This window comes from Streptomyces odontotermitis (genome assembly GCF_050510915.1).
In the GTDB taxonomy this organism is placed as follows: Bacteria; Actinomycetota; Actinomycetes; order Streptomycetales; family Streptomycetaceae; genus Streptomyces.
On record NZ_JBNJLS010000024.1, the window covers coordinates 91,736 to 112,216 of the forward strand.

Genomic DNA, 20,481 nt, shown 5'->3' on the forward strand with positions numbered 1-20,481 from the left:
CAAGGTCACAGCCCTTGATGGCACCCCGTGCCAGCAATTCCGCCCTAGCATCTGGGGCATGACGGTCCTGCCTGACGACGGGCTTTCCCTGGCCGCCGAGTTCCCTGATGCGACCCATGAGCAGTGGCAGCGCCTGGTGGAAGGCGTGCTGCGCAAGTCGGGTAAGGACGTATCGGGCGCGGCCGCCGAGGAAGCGCTGTCCACCGCCCTCGAGGACGGGCTCACCACCCGCCCCCTGTACACCGCGCGCGACGCCGCGCCCGACGCCGGCTTCCCCGGCTTCGCCCCGTTCGTCCGGGGCGCCGCCCCCGAGGGGAACGCCCCGGGCGGCTGGGACGTACGGCAGCGGCACGCGAGCGCCGATCCCGCGCGCACCAACGAGGCGGTCCTCGCCGACCTGGAGAACGGCGTCACGTCGCTCTGGCTGGCCGTGGGCCCCGGCGGGCTCCCGGTCGACGACCTGGAGCAGGCGCTCGCGGGCGTGTATCTCGACCTGGCGCCGGTCGCGCTCGACGCGGGCGACCAGGCCGCGCCCGCCGCACGGGAGTTGCTGCGCCTGTACGAGGCCGCGGGCGTCGCCGACGACGCGGCACGCGGCACCCTCGGCGTGGACCCGCTCGGCCATGAGGCCCGTACCGGTACGGCGGTCGACCTCGCGGCGGCCGCCGTGGAGCTGGCCCGGCGGTGCGGCGAGCGCCACCCGGGCCTGCGCGCCCTGACCGTGGACGCGCTGCCCTACCACGAGGCGGGCGGCTCGGCCGCGCAGGAGCTCGGCGCGGCCCTCGCCACCGGCGTCGCCTATCTGCGCGACCTCACCGGAGCCGGGCTCGGCGTCGAAGAGGCGTGCGCCCAGCTGGAGTTCCGGTTCGCGGCCACCGCCGACCAGTTCCTGACCATCGCCAAGTTCCGTGCCGCCAGGCGTCTTTGGGCGCGCGTCGCCGAGGTCGCGGGGGCGCCCGCCGCCGGCGCGCAGCGGCAGCACGCGGTGACGTCGCCGGTGATGATGACGCGGCGCGACCCGTGGGTGAACATGCTGCGCACGACGGTGGCGTGCCTGGGCGCGGGCGTCGGCGGCGCGGACGCCGTCACGGTCCTGCCGTTCGACCACTCGCTGGGCCTGCCGGACGCGTTCGCGCGCCGCATCGCCCGCAACACCTCGACGATCCTTCTGGAGGAGTCGCACCTGGCGCGGGTCATCGACCCGGCGGGCGGCTCCTGGTACGTGGAGCGCCTGACCGACGAACTCGCCCACGCCGCCTGGGAGTTCTTCCAGGAGATCGAGCGCGCGGGCGGTCAGGCGAGCGCCCTGCGCTCCGGCCTGGTCGGCGACCGGCTCGCCGCGACCTGGGCCGAGCGCGGCAAGAAGCTGGCGAAGCGGCGCGAACCCATCACCGGCGTCAGCGAGTTCCCGCTGCTCGCGGAGCGCGCCGTGGAGCGCGAGCCCGCGCCCGCGACCCCCGCCGGCGGGCTGCCCCGGGTGCGCCGCGACGAGGCGTACGAGGAGCTGCGCGCCCGCTCGGACGCCCACCTCGACGCGACCGGCGCCCGCCCCAAGGTGTTCCTCGCCGCGCTCGGCCCGGCCGCCGCGCACACCGCGCGCGCCACCTTCGCGGCCAACCTGTTCATGGCGGGCGGCGTCGAGCCCGTGCACGACCCGGTGTCGGTGGACGCGAACTCGGCCGCTGAGGCGTTCGCGGCCAGCGGTGCCTCGGTCGCGTGTGTGTGCTCCAGCGACGCGCTCTACGCCGAGCAGGCGGACGAGGTCGCGAAGGCCCTCAAGTCGGCGGGCGCGCGACGCGTGTTCCTCGCCGGGCGCGGGGAGTACGCCGACATCGACGCGTACGTGTACGCGGGCTGCGACGCGGTCGCGGTGCTCACCTCCACCCTCGACCTCATGGGAGTGGCGTCATGACGATCCCCGACTTCTCCGACATCGAACTGGGGCCGGGCGGCGGGCCGTCGGGCTCGGACGAGCAGTGGCGCGCCGCCGTGAAGGAGTCCGCGGGCAAGGCCGAGGCGGACCTGCTGTGGGAGACCCCCGAGGGCATCGCGGTCAAGCCGCTGTACACGGGCGCCGACGTGGAGGGCCTCGACTTCCTCGGCACGTACCCGGGCGTCGCCCCGTATCTGCGCGGCCCGTACCCGACGATGTACGTCAACCAGCCGTGGACGATCCGGCAGTACGCGGGCTTCTCCACCGCCGAGGAGTCCAACGCCTTCTACCGGCGCAACCTCGCGGCCGGGCAGAAGGGCCTGTCGGTCGCCTTCGACCTGCCCACGCACCGCGGCTACGACAGCGACCACCCGCGCGTGACCGGTGACGTCGGCATGGCGGGCGTCGCCATCGACTCGATCTACGACATGCGGCAGCTCTTCGACGGCATCCCGCTGGACAAGATGACCGTGTCGATGACGATGAACGGCGCCGTGCTGCCCGTCCTCGCGCTCTACATCGTGGCGGCCGAGGAACAGGGCGTACCGCCCGAGAAGTTGGCCGGGACCATCCAGAACGACATCCTCAAGGAGTTCATGGTCCGCAACACCTACATCTATCCGCCGAAGCCCTCGATGCGGATCATCTCCGACATCTTCGCGTACACCTCGCAGAAGATGCCGCGCTACAACTCCATCTCCATCTCCGGCTACCACATCCAAGAGGCGGGCGCGACGGCCGACTTGGAGCTGGCGTACACCCTCGCGGACGGCGTGGAGTATCTGCGGGCGGGGCAGGGCGCGGGCCTGGACGTGGACGCGTTCGCGCCGCGGCTGTCGTTCTTCTGGGCGATCGGCATGAACTTCTTCATGGAGGTCGCCAAGCTGCGCGCGGCGCGCCTGCTGTGGGCGAAGCTGGTCAAGCAGTTCGACCCGAAGAACGCCAAGTCCCTCTCGCTGCGCACCCATTCGCAGACCTCGGGCTGGTCCCTGACCGCGCAGGACGTGTTCAACAACGTGACGCGCACGTGCGTGGAGGCGATGGCGGCGACGCAGGGCCACACCCAGTCGCTGCACACCAACGCCCTGGACGAGGCCCTCGCGCTGCCCTCCGACTTCTCGGCGCGCATCGCCCGCAACACCCAGCTCCTCATCCAGCAGGAGTCGGGCACCACGCGCTCCATCGACCCGTGGGGCGGCAGCGCGTACGTGGAGAAGCTCACCTACGACCTGGCGCGGCGTGCCTGGCAGCACATCGAGGAGGTCGAGGCGGCGGGCGGCATGGCGCAGGCCATCGACGCCGGCATCCCGAAGCTGCGCGTGGAGGAGGCCGCGGCCCGCACCCAGGCCCGCATCGACTCCGGCCGCCAGCCGGTCATCGGCGTCAACAAGTACCGGGTGGACAGCGACGAGCAGATCGAGGTCCTCAAGGTCGACAACTCCTCGGTGCGCGCCCAGCAGATCGCCAAGCTGGAGCGGCTGCGCGCGGAGCGCGACGAGGCGGCCTGCCAGGACGCCCTTCGGGCCCTCACGGCGTCCGCCGAGCGCGGCAGCTCGGGCTCGGGCGGCTCGGGCCTGGAGGGCAACCTGCTCGCCCTCGCGGTGGACGCGGCCCGCGCGAAGGCCACCGTCGGTGAGATCTCCGACGCATTGGAGAGCGCGTACGGACGGCACGCCGGTCAGATCCGTACGATCTCCGGTGTGTACCGCACCGAAGCAGGCCAGTCGCCGTCCGTCGAGCGGACCCGCACCCTCGTGGACGCCTTCGACGAGGCGGAGGGGCGCCGCCCGCGCATCCTGGTCGCCAAGATGGGCCAGGACGGCCACGACCGCGGCCAGAAGGTCATCGCCACCGCCTTCGCCGACCTGGGCTTCGACGTCGACGTCGGCCCGCTCTTCCAGACCCCGGCGGAGGTCGCCCGCCAGGCCGTCGAGGCGGACGTGCACATCGTGGGCGTCTCCTCGCTGGCGGCCGGGCACCTCACCCTCGTACCGGCGCTCCGCGCGGAGCTGGCCGCCGAGGGGCGCGAGGACATCATGATCGTCGTCGGCGGGGTGATCCCCCCGCAGGACGTCGAGGCCCTGCACGAGGCGGGCGCCACCGCGGTGTTCCCGCCCGGCACGGTGATCCCGGACGCCGCGTACGACCTGGTGACCCGCCTAGCCGCCGACCTCGGCCACGAGCTGTAGGTCCGCGAGTCTGTGAGTCTGCTGAACACATGCCTCCGACGATCGACATCGACAGCTATGTGAAGGGCGTACTCGGCGGGAAGCGCGCGCAGATCGCGCGCGCGATCACCCTCGTCGAGTCGACCCGTCCACAACACCGGGCGCTCGCACAGGAGTTGCTGACGGAACTGCTTCCGCACGCGGGCGCCGCCCGGCGCATCGGCATCAGCGGGGTGCCGGGCGTGGGCAAGTCCACGTTCATCGACGCGCTCGGCACGATGCTCACCGGCCTCGGGCACCGCGTCGCGGTGCTCGCCGTCGACCCCTCGTCGGGGCGTACGGGCGGCTCCATCCTCGGCGACAAGACGCGGATGGAGCGGCTCGCGGTGGACCCGAACGCCTTTGTGCGGCCCTCCCCCTCGGCCGGGACGCTGGGCGGCGTGGCGAAGGCGACGCGCGAGTCCATGGTCGTCATGGAGGCCGCCGGGTACGACGTGGTCCTGGTGGAGACGGTCGGCGTCGGCCAGTCGGAGACGGCGGTGGCGAACATGGTCGACACCTTCCTGCTCCTCACCCTCGCCCGCACCGGCGACCAGCTCCAGGGCATCAAGAAGGGCGTCCTGGAGCTCGCGGACGTCATCGCCGTGAACAAGGCGGACGGCCCGCACGAGCGGGACGCGAAGTCGGCGGCGCGCGAACTGGCGGGCGCGTTGCGCCTGATGCACCCGGCGGACTCGGCCTGGACCCCACCGGTCCTGAGCTGCAGCGCCCGCGAGTCCAGCGGCCTCGACACGCTCTGGGACCGCCTGGAGCAGCACCGCACGCTCCTCGACTCGACCGGGCGGCTCGCGGCGAAACGCCGGGGCCAGCAGGTCGACTGGGCCTGGGCGATGGTCCACGACACTCTCCTGGAGCGGCTGCACGGCCACCCGGCGGTGCGGGACCTGGCGCCGGGCCTGGAACAACGGGTGCGGGAGGGGACGTTGACGGCGACGAGTGCGGCCGAGCACATCCTGGAGGCGTTCCAGGGGCAGTCGCCGCCCGGCCAGTGATCTTCGAAAGGTACGCAAGGAACTCATGAACAGCGCAACCCCCGCCTCGGCCCCCGCCGAAGCCCCCGTCCTCGTCCGCACCGAAGGACGGCTGGGACACCTCGTCCTGAACCGTCCCCGCGCCATCAACGCCCTCAACCGCGAGATGGTCGACCTGATCGACGCGGCGCTCAGGGACTGGGAGCGCGACGACGCGGTGCGGGCCGTGGTGGTCACCGGCGCGGGCGAGCGGGGCCTGTGCGCCGGGGGCGACGTCCGGGCGGTGCGCGAGGACGTGCTGGCCGGACGCCCGGAGGAGGCGGCGGCGTTCTGGCGCGCCGAGTACCTGATGAACGCCCGCATCGCCCGCTTCCCGAAGCCGTACGTCGTCGTGATGGACGGCATCACGATGGGCGGCGGCGTCGGCGTCTCCGCGCACGGCGACGTGCGCGTGGTGACCGAACGCTCGCGGGTGGCGATGCCCGAGACGGGCATCGGCTTCGTGCCGGACGTCGGCGGGACCTACTTGCTGTCGCGCGCACCGGGCGAGCTGGGCACGCACCTGGCGCTGACGGGCTCCGCGGTCGGCGCGGGGGACGCGGTGCTGTGCGGCCTCGCCGACCACTTCGTGCCGTCGGCGCGGCTTGACGACTTCACGGCGGCGCTGGCCGGGGGGACCTGGGGCGAGGTCTCCGATGTCGTACGGGAGTACGCGCAGCCCGCCCCGGAGGGTGAACTGGCGGGCGAGCGGGCCTGGATCGACGCCTGCTACGCCGCCGACTCCGTGGAGGAGATCGTCCAGCGGCTGAGCGACCACGGCGAGCGCGCGGCCAAGGAAGCGGCCCAGACGATCCTGTCCAAGTCCCCCACGTCCCTGAAGGTGACCCTCGCGGCGGTGCGCAGGGCCCGCGCCCTCCCGTCCCTGGAGGCGGTCCTGAACCAGGAGTTCAGGGTGTCGTGCGCGGCGCTCGCGGCGCCGGACTTCGCCGAAGGCGTGCGCGCGCAGGTCGTCGACAAGGACCGGAACCCGCGGTGGTCGCCGGCGACCCTCGCGGAGGTGTCGGCGGCGGAGGTGGAGCGGTTCTTCGCGCCGTTGGGTGAGCGGGAGTTGGGGCTCGCAGCGGATGACGCGTGACGCGTAGTCGCTGAACGCGCTGTGTCGCTGTCGTGACGGTGCCTCGTCCAGGCTCGGGCTGAAGAAGTACTCAGCACCCTCAGGGAGCCGTCATGCCTCTGCTCGAAGGCGTCATCGTCGCCATCGGCTCGCAGACCGCGCAGGGGGTGACGCTGTCCTTGCTGCGTGAGCTCGTGGGCGTGCAGGAGAAGCAGTTGGAGGCGCTGAGGGAGATCCACCAGGATGTGCGGAAGTTGCTGGGCGGGCCCTGGCTCAGGGCGCAGACAAAGGTCGAGGAAGCCGCTCACACACAATCTGCCGCGCTGCGGCGCGAGCGCCTGAAGGCAGCATGTGACGCCCTCGACGAGGCGGCCAGCCTGGAGCCCGGCCCGACGCCTCGCCGGGCCACGATCTGCATCGATCTCGCACTCGTCTACCGCCTGTTGGGGCAGGACCAGGACGCCCGGTACTGGGTCCTGAAGGGCTACCGGGCCCAGACGGAGGCCGTGGCCGCCGCGGTGCCCGGCACAGTGAAGGCGCTGAACTCGCGGGCCGCCGTGCTCAAGTCCGCGACGGAGGGGAACTTCTGGGAGCTGGTGGACAGGTCACGCAAGGAGGACTCGGCGGGCACGGATCGCTGGCTGCGCGAGAAGTACGAACAGGGCCAGGTGCCCAGCAGTACGCCGCCGGACGACTTCATGCCCGAGCACGCCGCACCCGTGGTCCCCTCCGAGGGCTTCGTTCACGTGGCACGCATGCTGAGCGGCGCATGGGGCGCCGCTGCCGCCAATGAACAACGGCGGTTGTGGATCTGGGAGGCGGTCGGTGCGGAACGTGAGGGAAGGGCAGACGAGTTGCGTCCGTTCCTCGCGCATGTGGCGATGGCGGAGACGACGACCGACGCGGGGCGGCGGCTGATGGAGCTGCACCGGATGGTGCACGCCGCGCACGAGTACCGGCAGCTCTGCCTCACGCTCGCGCCCGACGCCGAGGTGACGGCGTACGAGCTGCGCGTGGACCTCTCCACGGTGCGGGATGCCCATGTCACCTGGGCGCCCGTGCAGGTGGCACGCAGGGGCCAGGAAGTCACCTGGCGGGGCCTGGCGTCCGTGGAGGACGTGGCGTTCAGCCCGGACGGGCGAAGCCTCGCGGCCGCGAGCGGCAACGCCGCGTACATCCTGGACAGTTCGGATGGTCACGAGGTCTCCCGGGTACGCCACTCCAGCAGCAACAGGAGGTTGGGCGTCCAGTTCGGTGTGGTGTGGAGCGTCGCGTTCGGTGTGAACGGGCGTCGGCTCGCCACCGGGGGCGGTGACCACACGGGGCGCATCTGGGATCCCCGTGACGGCCGCGCACTGCTGACGGTCCGCCACATGACGCCCCGCGGTTTCGTGCGCCGCGTCACGTTCAGCCCGGACGGGGCTCGCCTGGTGACCGCGGGGGGCGATCACACGGTGCGGGTGTGGGACGCCAGGGACGGGCATGCGCTCCTGAAGATGTCCCACGACAAAGACGTCTGGGATGTGGCGTTCAGCCCTGACGGGGCGCGCATCGCCTCGGTCGGAGAGGACGGGACGGCGCGCGTCTGGGACAGTCTGGACGGACGGGAACTGCTGAGGATCGTCACCGGTTTCGCCACCGGCGTCGACTTCAGCCGGGACGGCCACCACATCGTGACGGCCGGGGACAACGCCGTGGTGTGGCACAGCCGGAGTGGCCGCGAGGACCTTCGGGTGCCCGGGAGCGCCTGGAACGTCGCGTTCAGTCCGGCGGATCCGCCGCGCATCGCCATCGCCCGAGAGGAGTCGGCGATTGTCGTCGATGCTTCCAGCGGACGGGAGATCGCGGGCCTCACGCACGACGAGATGGTGATGAGCGTGGCGTTCAGCCCCGACGGGCGACGGCTCGCCACCGGGAGCTCGGACGGGACGGCGCGGGTGTGGAGGCTCTCGTGAGCCGCGACGGGCGAGTCCCTCGCCCACGCCTACGGAGGGTCGACCTCCGTCACCACGGCCAGCAACTGGAACGGCAGTTCCTTGTCCCACTGCGAGACGCCGAGGGCTATCCAGCGGCCGTCGACCCGCCACAGGTGCAGGTTCGGGACGTGGGAGCTCAGGTCCGCCCAGGGCTCCGGTATCTCCTCGCCGCCGTCCACCATGCGGTGCAGGAGGCTGTAGAGGCTGAACTCGTCCGGCTTGCCCCAGCGGGCGGTGAGGAGTTGGGAGAGGCCGTCGCGCTCGGCCTCGAACTGCTCCTCCGCCGCCAGCCAGCGGCTGCCGTCGTCCTCCCAGAAGCCGTCGCTCTCCGCTAACTCCGCCACGTGGTACCCGGGGCCCGCGAAGCCGCGCGCGGACCTGCCGACCTCCGCCGGGAAGGCCCGGGAGAGCAGCAGGTCGATCTCGGCGAGGTGCTGTGCGGTACTCATGACGAACAGTAAAGCGGCTGCCACTGACAACTGGCCCGCCCCGTCAGGGCCGACGCCCGCCCGTCGGGACCGACGCCCGCCCGTCGGGACCGGCCCTCACGCGTCCCTGCGCCGCAGCGTCCACCAGCCCGCCAGCAGCGCCGCCGCCGTCCAGAGGGCCGAGACGCCAAGTCCCGTCCAGGGGCCGAGCGTTCCCTCGGGGTTCGCGTGCAGCACCTGCTGGCCCGCCCGGTCGGGCAGGAAGTCCGCGACGCTGCCCGCGACGTCGACGAACACGAACGACACGATCAGGATGAACGGGATGAGCAGGCTCAGGACGGCAACGCCGCTGCGCAGCACCGTGGCGAGGCCCGCCGCGAACAGTGCCATGAGCGCGAGGTAGATGCCGCCGCCCGCGCAGGCCCGCACGGCGCCCGGGTCCCCGAGGCCGAGGGCGTACTCGCCCATGAACGCCTGGCCCGCCACGAAGGACACGAACGTGGTCGCGAGCCCGGCGACGAGGGCGAGCCCGCCGACCACCGCCATCTTCGCGGCGTAGAAGGCTCCGCGGCGCGGGACGGCCGCCAGGGAGATGCGCAGCGCCCCGTTCACGTACTCGCTCGACACGGCCGTCGTGCCGAAGGCGATGGCCGCGATCTGGCCGAAGTTGAGGGCGTAGAAGGCACCGAAGAGGAGGTCGCTGTCGCCGTTGTCGGCTTCGGACTGGCCGACCGATGCCATCGCGAGGACCGTGATGGCGACGGTCGCCACGAAGACCGCGAGCAGCGAGCCGAGGCTGCCGCGCAGCGACCTGATCTTGATCCACTCGGAGTGGAGCACGGCGGTGGCGGTCATCGGTCTGCCTCCTGGCGGTCGGAGTTCGTGCGCGCGGCGGCGAACTGGGTGTCGCCCGCGGTCAGGGAGAGGTACGCCTGCTCCAACGAGGCGTGCTCGTCGGCGAGTTCGAGGATCGGGACGCCCTCGGCCGCGGCGAGCGCGCCGACCTCCTCGGCGGCCATCCCGTCGACGGTCCAGCGGCCGTCCGCCGCCTCCGTGAGGGTGCGGTCCCTGCGGGCCAGGAGGGCGCGGAGGCGGGCCGGGTCGGTGGTGCGGACCCGCGCGCGGGCGCCGCTGTGGGCCGCGATGAACTCCCGCGCGGAGGTGTCCGCGAGCAGCCGGCCGCGGCCGAGGACCACCAGGTGGTCGGCGAACGTCGCGGTCTCGTTCATGAGGTGGCTGGAGACCAGGACGGTGCGGCCCTCGCGGGCCAGGCCGGTCATCAACTCCCGGATCCAGATGATGCCTTCGGGGTCGAGCCCGTTGGACGGCTCGTCGAGGATGACCACGTCCGGTTCGCCGAGGAGGGCGGCCGCGATGCCGAGCCGCTGCCGCATGCCGAGGGAGTACGTCTTGATGCGACGCCCGGCCACGGAGCCGAGGCCCGCCTCCTCCAGGACCTCGCCGACCCGGCGCCGCCCGATGCCGTTGCTGACCGCGAGGGCCAGCAGGTGGTCGCGGGCGGTGCGCGAGCCGTGCGCGGCCTGTGCGTCGAGCAGCGCGCCCACGTGGCGCAGCGGGGTGCCGAGCTCCGCGTAGGGGCGGCCGCCGAGGGTGGCGGTGCCCGAGGTGGGCCGGTCGAGGCCGAGGACCAGGCGCAGGGTGGTGGACTTGCCCGCGCCGTTGGGGCCGAGGAATCCGGTGACCCGGCCGGGGCGGACGCGGAACGTGAGGGCGTCCACCGCGCGGGTCGCACCGTACTCCTTGGTGAGCTCTTGGACGTCGATGCTGGTCATGGGGCAAGCCTCGGTCGCGGGGCGGGGCCTTGGCCTCCCCCGTGCGAGGAGATCGTCTCCCCCGCACGGGGGAGCCGGACGCTTCGGGGCTGCTGGCACGATGACGCCATGCTCCGGTTGTTGAGGCCATGGTTGAGGCCCCTCACGCGCGCGGTCACCTATACGCGGTGGCTGCACATCGTCATGGGGGCGGTCGTCGCTGTGGTGTGCGCGTTCGTCTTCACGGGGCTCCACTCGCCCTCTCCGGCCGAGTGGGCCCTGACGGTCTTCGTCGTGCCCGTGCCCCTGCTCGTGGCGGTGGCCATGGTGCCCGCCGTACGCCGGGCGGAGGGGCTGCAGGCCCGTCTGATGCTCTTTCCGGGTGCCCACGCGCGCGTGCGTGGGCAGGGCTCCTACGAAGACCCGGGGATCTCATCGGCGCCTGCCACGTCCTGGCGGGACCGGGGCCGGACCGCCGTATGGCTGGTGCTGCGGGTGGAGGCGGGCTCCGCCATGTGGTTCCTGACCACCCAACTGCTCGGCTCCAGCCTCGCCTTGATCGGGGCATCGGGCGGAGACCCTGATCGGTCGGGCCTGTTGCTGCCGCCCACGGGCCGGGGGTGGGCCAACGCGCTGCTCGTGCCGCTGCCCGCGCTGGCGCTGCTCGGTGTCGTCGTGGTCGCGGGGAAGGGGATGGCCCTGGCCGCGCGCCGGCTCCTCGGCCCCTCGCCCGCCGAGCGCCTCGCCGCCCTGGAGGCGCGTACGGAACAGCTCCTCCAGCGCAACCGCATCGCCCGGGACCTGCACGACTCCATCGGCCACGCCCTGACCGTCGCGGTCGTCCAGGCGGGCGCCGCCCGTGCCGCCAAGGACCCGGAGTTCTCCGACCGCGCCCTGGAGGCCATCGAAGAGACCGGACGCACCGCTCTGGAGGACCTCGACCGGGTCCTGCGGGTGCTGCGCGAGGAGGACCGGGAGGCGAGCGCCGCGCCCACCCTCGCCGACGCCGAACGGCTCCTCGACTCCGCGCGCGCCTCCGGGGCCGAGGTCGACGTCGAGGTGAGCGGCCCGGTGGAGCGAGTGCCGGGGCCGGTCTCCCGGGAGGGCTACCGCATGCTCCAGGAGTCGCTGACCAATGTGCTGCGCCACTCCGGTCCGGTGCCGGTGCGGGTCCGGATCACCGTCGACGGCGCGCGGCTCGACCTGAGCGTGCGCAACGCTCTGCCCCCGGGCCGGACCGCGACGGGGCGCGCCGGCAGCGGCCTGCGCGGCGTCCGCGAGCGCGCCACGCTCCTGGGCGGCCGGGCCACCACCGGCCCGCACGGCGACGACTGGCGGGTACACGTCGAGCTGCCGCTGGGGTGACCGTGGCGAGCAGGCCGAGCCGGGAGCCAGGAGCCGGGAACCGGGGCCTGTCCGGTGGCCCCCGAGGGGCGGGTCATAGGCTGGCCGGATGCCGATCACCGTTCTCCTCGTCGACGACGAGCCCCTCGTCCGTGCGGGTCTGCGCGCCGTCCTGGAGGCGCAGGCCGACATCGAGGTCGTCGGTGAGGCGGCGGACGGCGCGGCGGTGATCCCGCTCGTGCGGGAGCTGCGGCCCGACGTGGTGGCGATGGACGTGCGCATGCCGCTGCTCGACGGCATCGAGGCCACGCGCGCGGTGCTGCGCACCGTCCAGGACCCGCCGAAGATCCTCGTGGTGACGACGTTCGAGAACGACGACTACGTCTACGAGGCGCTGCGCGCCGGGGCCGACGGCTTCCTCCTCAAGCGCGCCCGCCCGGCCGAGATCGTGCACGCGGTCCGGCTCGTGGCCGAGGGCGAGTCGCTGCTGTTCCCCGCGGCGGTGCGCCGTCTCGCCGCGGCCCACGGCGAGGGGCCGGCCGGGAACGCCGAGGCGCGCGCGGCCCTCGCGGGGGCGGCCCTGACCGAGCGCGAGGGCGAGGTGCTCCGGTTGATGGCGCGGGGCCTGTCGAACGCGGAGATCGCCGGCCGGCTCGTCGTCGGCACGGAGACGGTCAAATCTCATGTGAGCGCGGTGCTGATGAAGCTCGGGGCCCGGGACCGGACGCAGGCGGTGATAGCCGCGTATGAATCCGGGTTCGTCGCCCCCGGATGAACGTCCTTCGTCACTCCGGGATGACCACCACCCCACGCTGCGAGTACGATCCGCCCATCATGCGCACGAGCTGGGAGGACAGACGTTGGGGCGGCTGACCGGCGGGGACCCCTCTCTGCTGCGGCGGATCAATTCCGCGGTGGTGCTGCACGCGCTGCGCGCCACGGACTTCGCGACGCTCACCGAGATCACCCGGGTGACGGGTCTCTCACGGCCCACCGTCGAGGGGGTCGTGGAGGGGCTCATCGAGGCCGGGCTCGTGGTGGAGACCACCGTCGACGAGGGCGGCACGCGGCGCCAGGGCCGGCCCGCGCGGAAGTTCCGCTTCCGGGCGGAGGCCGGGCATCTGCTCGGCCTGGAGATCGGCCCGCACCGGGTGGCCGCCGTCCTGTCGGACCTGGACGGGCGGGAGCTCGGCACGGCCGCGAAGGACGTCGACGAGGCGGCGCCCGCCGATGAGCGTCTGGAGCGGCTGCGCACGGTCGTCGCGGACCTGCTGCGCCGTGCGGGCGTCGCCCGCAGCTCGCTGCGGGCCGTCGGCGTCGGCAGCCCCGGCATCGTCGAGGCCGACGGCACCGTGCGCCTCGGCACGGCCCTGCCGGAGTGGACGGGCCTGCAGCTGGGCGAGCGCCTGCGCCGGTCCTTCAAGTGCCCGGTCCTGGTGGAGAACGACGCCAACACGGCGGCCGTCGCCGAGCACTGGAAGGGCGCGGCCACCGAGTCCGACGACGTGGTGTTCGTCCTCGCGGGCCTCAGCCCCGGGGCGGGCTCGCTGATCGGCGGGCGGCTGCACCGGGGGTACGGGGGCGCGGCGGGCGAGATCGGCGCGCTGCACCTGCTGGGGCGCGACGTCACTCCGGAGACGCTCCTGTCCACCACGGACGAGCCGCTGCACCCGCTCGACGAGCAGGCCGTGGCGGAGGTCTTCGCGCACGCGCGCGAGGGCGACGAGCAGGCCCGCAAGGCCGTGGACCGCTTCATCCAGCGCCTGGTGCACGACGTGGCGGCGCTCGTCCTGGCGCTCGACCCCGAGCTGGTGGTCGTGGGCGGCTGGGCTGCGGGTCTGGACGGCGTGCTTGAGCCGCTCCACCGTGAGCTGGCCCGCTACTGTCTGCGCCCGCCCCGGGTGGCGCTCTCGGCGCTCGGCGAGGCGGCGATCTCGACGGGCGCGCTGCGCCTGGCGCTCGACCACGTCGAGGAAGAGCTGTTCGCCGTGGAGGGCACGGTGACGGCTCGGCGCTGACGCCGAGCCGTCCGGTTCCCGTTCCTTCCCGTTCCGTACGAGAAGGGGCTCAGGAAGCTCCGTACGAGAAGGGGCTCAGGAAGCCTGCCGGCCCGGCCCGTGGTGGATCTCCACGCCGCCCGCGTCGCCGAAGGTGAGGCGGCAGGTGTCGGCGCGGTACGTCGCCACCGAGACCGCGGCGGTGCGGCCCGCGGCGAAGAAGCGGGTCGTCACGACGAGGACGGGGGCGCCGGGGAGCCGGTCGAGCGACTTCGCGTCGTCCGCGCGGGCCGAGCCCAACTCGACGGCGCGGTCCTGTCCTTCGAGGCTGAGCCGGTCGAGCTCGCGCAGCACGGCACGCGCGCGTGCCGGTCCGGACGGGGCGTCGATCGCGGTGAGTTCGGGGACGGAGGCCGCCGGGACGTAGACGAGCTCGGCGGCGACCGGCTGGCCGTTCGACACGCGGTTGCGGCGGATCGTGTGCACCGGCTCGTCGGCCGGGAGCTCCAGGACGCGGGCCACCTCGGCGGGCGCGGCGGTCAGCTCGCAGTCGACGGCCTGCCAGGCTTCCCCGGCCGCTCCGGGCCAGGAGCCGCGGTCGGACTCGACGGCGACGCCCATGCGCGGCGGGGCGACGGTGGTGCCGACGCCGCGGCGGCGCTGCAGCCGGCCCTCCAGCTCCAGCTGCTCCAGGGCCTGGCGGAGCGTGGCGCGGGCCACGCCGAACCTGGCCGCGAGATCACGCTCGTTCGGAAGGATCTCCCCCACGGCGAACTCGGAGTCGAGTGCCTCACTGAGCACGGTCTTGAGGTGCCAGTACTTCGGTTCCGGCACCGTTTCCAACTGCGTGGTCCCCACCCTGTCCTCCGCAATCACCGTGCGCCGACGGCGTTTTAGCGCCCTTGTTTATTAAAGGTTCCTGCACTATCCCTGCGACCATAGGGCCGCACCCCCCCTTGGTCAAGACCAATCCTGATTCCGTCACAGCGCGCACAGGACCGGCGCCACAGAGCATTCATGGACTGTTGGTGCGCGGCCATACGCGCGTGGCCTGGGTGTCCGAAACCCTGCGGGCACATGAAGAAGCCCCCGACCCGAGGGGCGGGGGCTTCAGTGGGGTCTCGACTAGGAGGCGAGGGAGAGCAGCTTGTCCGGATTGCGAACGATGTAGACCCGCTGGATCCGCCCGTCGGCGACGTCGAGCTGGAGGACGGCGTCGGGCTTGCCGTCGACCAGGAGGAGCACCGACTCGGCTCCGTTGAACTCGACGAAACGCGCCTCGATCTCGCCGTCGGCCAGACCCTTCGCGGTGGCTCCCGCGATGAAGCGGCCCACCTTGTCGGCGGACTCGATGACCCGCAGCGGCGCCTTGGCCTTGCCGCCGCTGTCGCCGACCAGGTGCACGTCGGGGGCGAGCAGCGAGAGCAGGCCGGTCAGATCCCCTTCGACCGCGGCGGCGAGGAACCGCTCGGTGAGGTCGCGGCGCTGGGCCGGGTCGACCTCGTAGCGCGGGCGGCGCTCGTCGACGTGCTTGCGGGCCCGCCCGGCGAGCTGGCGCACCGCCGCCTCGCTGCGGTCGAGCGTCTGGGCGATCTCCGCGAAGGGGAACCCGAAGGCTTCGCGCAGCACGAACACGGCGCGCTCCAGCGGCGAGAGCGACTCCAGGACGACGAGGACGGCGAGCGAGACCGAGTCGGCGAGCACGGCCCGCTCGGCGGTGTCCGGGACGGTCTGGTCGAAGTCGGTGACGAGCGGCTCGGGCAGCCACGGGCCCACGTACGACTCGCGGCGCGACTGCACGTGCCGCAGCCGGTCGATGGCCAGCCGGGTGGTGACCCGCACCAGGTAGGCGCGCGGCTCGCGGACCTGCTCGCGGTCGGCGGCCGACCAGCGCAGCCAGGCTTCCTGGACGACGTCCTCCGCGTCGGCCACGCGGCCGAGCATGCGGTAGGCGACGCCCATCAGGACGGAACGGTGCTCTTCGAAGACGTCGGTCACATCGGCCGCCGGTTGTGTGGTCACCCCTCCATCCCAGCCGACGGTTCGCGCCCTGTCCAGGTGAATTGAGTGCGGTACGGAGCACAATGACGCGGTGGCCGCCGAGGGTCGGCGGCACCCTGGGGAGGATCCAGTGCGGTACGCGGTTCTGGGTACGGGCATGGTGGGGCGCCAACTCGGCGCAAAACTCGTGGAGTTGGGTCACGAGGTGATGATGGGCTCGCGCGGCAAGGACAACCCGGCGGCCCTGGAGTGGGCGCGGGAGACGGGCCCGCGGGCGAGCACGGGCACCTTCGCGGAGGCCGCGGAGTTCGGGGACGCCGTGATCGAGGCGGTCGGCGGGCAGGTGGCGCGGGCGGCCCTGGAGGCGGCGGGCGCCGAGCGGCTCGCGGGCAAGCTGGTCATCGATGTGTCCAACCCCCTGGAGATGGCGGACGGAGACGCGCGCCTCGTCGTGCCGGAGGGGCAGGACAGCGTGGGCGCGCAGCTGCAGCGGGCGTTCCCCGAGGCGCGGGTGGTGAAGACGCTCAACACCCTCAACGCGTCGGTGATGACGGACCCGGCGCTCGTCCCCGGTGAGCACCAGGTCTTCGTGTGCGGCGACGACGCGGCGGCGAAGCGGGAGGCGGTGGAGCTGCTCGGCGACTTCGGCTGGCCCGCGGAGCGCGTCATCGACCTCGGCGGGATCGAGTCGGCGCGCGCCGTGGAGCTGATGATGCCGCTGTGGCTGACGCTGTTCCGCAAGTACGGAGACGCGAAGTTCAACTGGCAGATCCAGCGGGCCTCTTCCTGAAAGCACCGAACCTCTTGAACTGGAGGCTACCGAGCGGTAATTGTTGCTGACAAGGCGTCTAAGACACCGTCGTCCGGCGGCGGGGACAGGAGCAGCGACATGGCCGCAACGGTGACAGAGATGGCCGGGGCCCCGGCCTCCCAGGTGTCAGAGGTGTCCTTCGACGTCGAGTCGGCCGCGGGCCCGCGCACGGTGACCATCAGGTACCGGCGCGCGGGCACCGGCGAGCCGCTGCTGCTCCTGCACGGCATCGGACACCACCGGCAGGCATGGGACCCGGTGTTCGACATCCTCGCGGCCGAGCGGGACGTCATCGCGGTGGACCTGCCCGGCTTCGGGGAGTCGCCCGGGCTGCCGGACGGACTCGCGTACGACCCGGAGAGCGTGCTGCCCGTCCTGGGCGCCCTGTGCCAGGCCCTGGGGGTTGAACGGCCGCATGTGGCGGGCAATTCGCTGGGTGGGGTGCTCGCCCTCGGCATGGGCCGGGACAAGCTCGTGCGCTCCGTCACCGCCCTCTCCCCCGCCGGGTTCTGGTCGGAGGCGGAGCGGCGGTACGCGTTCACGATGCTCCTCGCGCTGCGTCGCGGCGCCAAGGTGCTGCCGCTGCCCCTCATCGAGCGCCTGTCCCGCTCGGTGGCCGGGCGCACCATGCTCACCAGCGCCATCTACGCCCACCCCGGGCGCCGTTCACCGGAGGCGGTCGTCGCCGAGACGCTCGCGCTGCGCGACGCCACGGGCTTCGGGCAGACCCTCGCCGCGGGACGCGAGGACCTGTTCCGTGACGCCGTGAACGGGCTCCCGGTGACCGTCGCCTGGGGCACCAGGGACCGGCTCCTGCTGCGCCGCCAGGGCATCAGGGCCAAGCACGTGATTCCGGACGCGCGTCTGGTGCGGCTGCCCGGCTGCGGGCACGTCCCCATGCACGACGATCCGGCGACCGTCGCCCGCGTCATCCTCGACACCAGCGCCTGACGACCGCCGTACGCGCAGCACCCCCGAGCCCCAGGCGACACCGGCGCCGACCAGCCCGCTGCCGACCGCCTGGGGCAGCCCGTAGCCGCCCGTGCCGACCAGCGGCGCGGTGCAGGCGGCGGCCACCGGGATGAGGCCGGAGAAGAGCGTCGCGCGCTCGGCCCCGATCCGCCGCATGCCGCTGTACCAGCAGACGAACCCGACGACGGTGACCACCGCCGCCTGCCACAGCAGCGCCCCCGCCTCCACCCCGTCCGGCACCCGCAGCACGCCCCGCCCGTCCGCCACCAGGCCGACGACGGCGGACTCCACGGCCGCGATCCCGCACACCGCCGCCGACAGCAGCTTCGGTCCGAGCGGCCGCAGCACCGGCACCGCGAGCACCGCGAAGCCCACCTCTCCGGCGAGTGCGCACAAGGAGAAGGCGATTCCGGGCCCGTCGGTGCGCCCCCACCCCTGCACGGTGAAGGCCCCCGCGGCGACGAGCAGCGCCCCCGACAGCACGGCGGGGCGCGGCTTCCGGCCCTCAAGGAGAGGCATGACAACGGCCACGACGACGGGGGCGCATCCTACGAAGACACCCGGTACGGCGGGTTCCGCCGTCTCCTCGGCGGCCAGGATCGCCAGGTTGAAGCCGACCATGCCGACGGCGGCGAGGGCGGCGAGCCGGGCCCACTGACGGCCGGTGAGGGTGCGCAGCGGGGCGGTCCCGCCCCTCCCGAGCAGGGGCAGGAGCAGCAGGCAGGCGAGCCCGTACCGGAGGAACTGCCCACCGGCGTACGGATAGTCGCCGAGGAGACTGTTCGCGGTGAAGGAGCCGCCGACGAGCACACAGGCGAGGGCCGCGAGGAGCGCCCCGCGTACCGGATTCACGTTCATGGACCCGACGCTAGGCACGGGTACGGACCGGTTTAAGGTCCACTTCCGGGGCTGGTTAGGGGACCACTTTCCCGAACCGCGACTCAAGGGGAAGGGGCCAACTGCCGTGGTGGCGAAGGAGAGCGCGGCCTGGGAGCTGCTGCTGCCGGCCGCCGAGGGCCCCGCCCGCACCCGGGGCCGCAGGCTCCAGTCGGCGCTGCGCGAAGCGGTCCGCTCGGGCCGCCTCGCCCCCGGCACGCGGCTGCCGTCCAGCCGGGCGCTCGCCGCGGACCTCGGCGTCTCCCGCGGACTCGTCACCGAGGCGTACGAGCAACTGACCGCCGAGGGCTATCTGCGCACCGGCCGCGGCGCGGGCACCTGGGTCGGCGGCGCCGTGCGGGCCGCGCGCCCGCCCGCCGCCCGTGACCGCGCGCCCCGTGCCGCACACGCGCGCGTGGACTTCGTTCCCGGCACGCCCGACCTCTCCTTGTTCCCCCGCTCCGCCTGGGCCGCCGCGCACCGCGGGGTGCTCGCCGAGCTGCCGCACCACGCGCTCGGCTATCCGGACCCGCGCGGCCTGCCCCGGCTGCGCACCGCGCTGGCCGAACTCCTCGTGCGGCGCCGGGGTGTGGTCGCCGACCCGGAGCGGATCGTGGTCTGCTCGGGCGTCGCGCAGGCCATGACGCTGCTCGGCTTCGTGCTCCGCGCGCGTGGGCTGGGCACCGTCGGCGTGGAGGACCCGGGCAGCCCCGAGCACGCCTCCTTGTTCGCGTCGGCGGGCCTCGACAGCGTGCCGCTCCCGCTGGACGACGAGGGCCTCGCGACCGGACCGCTGCGCGCGCGGGGCGTGCGGGCCGTCGTGACGACTCCGGCGCACCAATTCCCGTACGGGATCGGCTACTCGGCCCGGCGGCGCGCGGAACTCCTCGACTGGGCGCGGTCCGTGGACGGGCTGGTGATCGAGGACGACTACGACGGGGACTTCCGCTACGACCGGGCCCCCGTGGGCGCGCTGCAGGGCCTGGACCCGGAGCACGTCGCGTACGCGGGCTCGGTCAGCAAGTCGCTCGCGCCGGGGCTCCGGCTCGGCTGGCTGATCGCTCCGGAGCGGCTGACCGAGGAGGTCGTGGCCCGCAAGCGGACCATGGACCTGGGCAATCCGGTGCTGGACCAGGCGCTGCTGGCCCGGTTCGTGGAACGCGGCGACTACGACCGGCAGTTGCGCCGCTGCCAGCGCGCCTACCGCGAGCGCAGGGATGCCCTCCGCAGCGCCCTGGAGCGGCACTTCCCGGGCGCCGAGGTGTCCGGGATCGCCGCCGGGCTGCACGCCATCGTGCGGCTGCCGAAGCGCTGGGGGCCGCAGGACGCCTTCCTGGCGCGGGCGGCGGCGGCCGGGGTCGCGCTGCGGCCGCTGAGCCACTACGGAGAGGCCGACGGACCGGGTGTGTGCCTGGTCATCGGGTACGCGCACCTGCCGCCCGCGCGGATCGCCGAGGGCGTACGCCTACTGGCCGCCGCCGCTCAGGAGTTGGACCACGCGCGCGTGCACAGCACCAAGCGGTAGCCGTCGGGGTCCTCCACGGTGACGCCCCACTCGTTCCAGTAGGGGTTGGGCGACTGCACGCGCTTGCCGCCGTGCGCCTCCAGGCGGGCCACCACGTCCTCGGGGACCTCTCCGTCCACGTACAGGACGAGGAGGTCCTCCTCGGTGGGGCGGGGGCGGACGGGGGCGCCCGGCTCGTGGACGAGTTCGAGGTGCCAGGTGGCGTCGGGCCAGCCGAGCATCAGCAGGTCGTGCTCTCCGGGGGCGTGGCCCGCGCCCTCCGGCGTGCGCCAGACGACGCTCAGCCCGAGGCCCTCGACCCAGAAGCGCTCGGCGGCGGCGAGGTCGAGGCAGGGGCGGGCGATGCGGAGGTGGCTGTGCGCGTCGAGAGTCATGCGGACATGCTAGGGAGCCGGTGATCTTTGCCGTATCGGCCGTTGGGCCCCGGTCCCCCGGCACCGGGACCAGGGCCGGGGGCCTAGGGCCTGTCCACCCCGGAGATTCCGCCCCTCTTCGCCCAGGGGGCTCGCACCTCCCCCGCCGGGGTTCCGCGC

Annotated in this window: 17 protein-coding genes and 1 pseudogene; 11 read left to right on the top strand and 7 right to left on the bottom strand. The window is 73.3% G+C overall.

Annotated elements, in window-relative coordinates; genetic code table 11:
- Positions 1–58: 58 nt before the first annotated feature.
- The 5 genes from mutA (at position 59) to ACQB60_RS39615 (ending at position 8,201) form a co-directional block, all read left to right on the top strand.
- On the top strand, positions 59–1,912 hold the full coding sequence (gene mutA / locus ACQB60_RS39595) for a methylmalonyl-CoA mutase small subunit (RefSeq protein WP_496930935.1): 1,854 nt from the start codon (positions 59–61) through the stop codon (positions 1,910–1,912).
- Complete coding sequence (gene scpA, locus ACQB60_RS39600; RefSeq protein WP_496930936.1) at positions 1,909–4,122, top strand: methylmalonyl-CoA mutase; 2,214 nt, start codon at positions 1,909–1,911, stop codon at positions 4,120–4,122. Before mutA ends, scpA begins: the two co-directional genes overlap by 4 nt.
- 29 nt (positions 4,123–4,151) lie before the next feature.
- A complete protein-coding gene (meaB, locus tag ACQB60_RS39605) occupies positions 4,152–5,153 on the top strand; it encodes a methylmalonyl Co-A mutase-associated GTPase MeaB (protein ID WP_496930937.1) in 1,002 nt (333 codons plus the stop codon).
- Between the two features lie 25 nt (positions 5,154–5,178).
- Positions 5,179–6,267, top strand: coding sequence for an enoyl-CoA hydratase/isomerase family protein (locus tag ACQB60_RS39610; protein ID WP_496930938.1), 1,089 nt, complete (start codon positions 5,179–5,181; stop codon positions 6,265–6,267).
- A 92-nt stretch (positions 6,268–6,359) separates the two neighbouring features.
- On the top strand, positions 6,360–8,201 hold the full coding sequence (locus ACQB60_RS39615) for a WD40 repeat domain-containing protein (protein WP_496930939.1): 1,842 nt from the start codon (positions 6,360–6,362) through the stop codon (positions 8,199–8,201).
- A gap of 29 nt (positions 8,202–8,230) precedes the next feature.
- On the opposite strand, the gene ACQB60_RS39620 is transcribed toward ACQB60_RS39615, so the two are convergent.
- The 3 genes from ACQB60_RS39620 to ACQB60_RS39630 all read right to left on the bottom strand — a co-directional run bounded on the left by ACQB60_RS39620 (position 8,231) and on the right by ACQB60_RS39630 (position 10,443).
- A complete protein-coding gene (locus tag ACQB60_RS39620) occupies positions 8,231–8,671 on the bottom strand; it encodes a hypothetical protein (RefSeq protein ID WP_496930940.1) in 441 nt (146 codons plus the stop codon).
- A gap of 96 nt (positions 8,672–8,767) precedes the next feature.
- Positions 8,768–9,505 (bottom strand): ABC transporter permease, encoded by a 738-nt coding sequence (locus ACQB60_RS39625; RefSeq protein WP_496930941.1) that lies wholly within the window; start codon positions 9,503–9,505, stop codon positions 8,768–8,770.
- On the bottom strand, positions 9,502–10,443 hold the full coding sequence (locus ACQB60_RS39630; RefSeq protein ID WP_496930942.1) for an ATP-binding cassette domain-containing protein: 942 nt from the start codon (positions 10,441–10,443) through the stop codon (positions 9,502–9,504). The genes ACQB60_RS39625 and ACQB60_RS39630 overlap by 4 nt, the downstream gene beginning before the upstream one ends.
- A gap of 108 nt (positions 10,444–10,551) precedes the next feature.
- On the opposite strand from ACQB60_RS39630, the gene ACQB60_RS39635 reads away from it, so the two are divergent.
- The 3 genes from ACQB60_RS39635 (at position 10,552) to ACQB60_RS39645 (ending at position 13,784) form a co-directional block, all read left to right on the top strand.
- Positions 10,552–11,787, top strand: coding sequence for a sensor histidine kinase (locus ACQB60_RS39635; protein ID WP_496930943.1), 1,236 nt, complete (start codon positions 10,552–10,554; stop codon positions 11,785–11,787).
- Between the two features lie 88 nt (positions 11,788–11,875).
- Positions 11,876–12,541 carry a response regulator transcription factor gene (locus tag ACQB60_RS39640; RefSeq protein ID WP_496930944.1) on the top strand — a complete coding sequence of 222 codons (666 nt, stop codon included), beginning with the start codon at positions 11,876–11,878 and terminating at the stop codon, positions 12,539–12,541.
- A gap of 85 nt (positions 12,542–12,626) precedes the next feature.
- Positions 12,627–13,784: an ROK family transcriptional regulator gene (locus ACQB60_RS39645; protein ID WP_496930945.1), complete on the top strand. Its 1,158-nt coding sequence runs from the start codon at positions 12,627–12,629 to the stop codon at positions 13,782–13,784.
- 75 nt (positions 13,785–13,859) lie between these two features.
- Here the strand turns inward: ACQB60_RS39645 and ACQB60_RS39650 are convergent, their stop codons facing one another.
- Together ACQB60_RS39650 and ACQB60_RS39655 are read right to left on the bottom strand one after the other, a co-directional pair.
- A complete protein-coding gene (locus ACQB60_RS39650) occupies positions 13,860–14,621 on the bottom strand; it encodes a GntR family transcriptional regulator (protein ID WP_496930946.1) in 762 nt (253 codons plus the stop codon).
- Positions 14,622–14,888: 267 nt separating this feature from the next.
- A complete protein-coding gene (locus ACQB60_RS39655; RefSeq protein ID WP_496930986.1) occupies positions 14,889–15,725 on the bottom strand; it encodes an RNA polymerase sigma-70 factor in 837 nt (278 codons plus the stop codon).
- A gap of 169 nt (positions 15,726–15,894) precedes the next feature.
- Here ACQB60_RS39655 and ACQB60_RS39660 point away from each other — a divergent pair, with 169 nt between their 5' ends.
- Positions 15,895–16,554 carry an NADPH-dependent F420 reductase gene (locus ACQB60_RS39660; RefSeq protein WP_496930947.1) on the top strand — a complete coding sequence of 220 codons (660 nt, stop codon included), beginning with the start codon at positions 15,895–15,897 and terminating at the stop codon, positions 16,552–16,554.
- A 99-nt stretch (positions 16,555–16,653) separates the two neighbouring features.
- Positions 16,654–17,526: an alpha/beta fold hydrolase gene (locus ACQB60_RS39665; protein WP_496930948.1), complete on the top strand. Its 873-nt coding sequence runs from the start codon at positions 16,654–16,656 to the stop codon at positions 17,524–17,526.
- Between the two features lie 522 nt (positions 17,527–18,048).
- Here ACQB60_RS39665 and ACQB60_RS39670 read toward each other — a convergent pair.
- Positions 18,049–18,405, bottom strand: a pseudogene (locus ACQB60_RS39670) (EamA family transporter); the annotation flags it as partial.
- A 106-nt stretch (positions 18,406–18,511) separates the two neighbouring features.
- On the opposite strand from ACQB60_RS39670, the gene pdxR reads away from it, so the two are divergent.
- Entirely contained in the window at positions 18,512–19,948 is a 1,437-nt protein-coding gene (gene pdxR / locus ACQB60_RS39675; protein ID WP_496930949.1) for a MocR-like pyridoxine biosynthesis transcription factor PdxR, read from the top strand.
- On the opposite strand, the gene ACQB60_RS39680 is transcribed toward pdxR, so the two are convergent.
- Positions 19,906–20,322, bottom strand: coding sequence for a VOC family protein (locus ACQB60_RS39680; RefSeq protein WP_496930950.1), 417 nt, complete (start codon positions 20,320–20,322; stop codon positions 19,906–19,908). The two genes, pdxR and ACQB60_RS39680, sit on opposite strands and share 43 nt — an antisense overlap.
- Between the last annotated feature and the right edge of the window lie 159 nt (positions 20,323–20,481).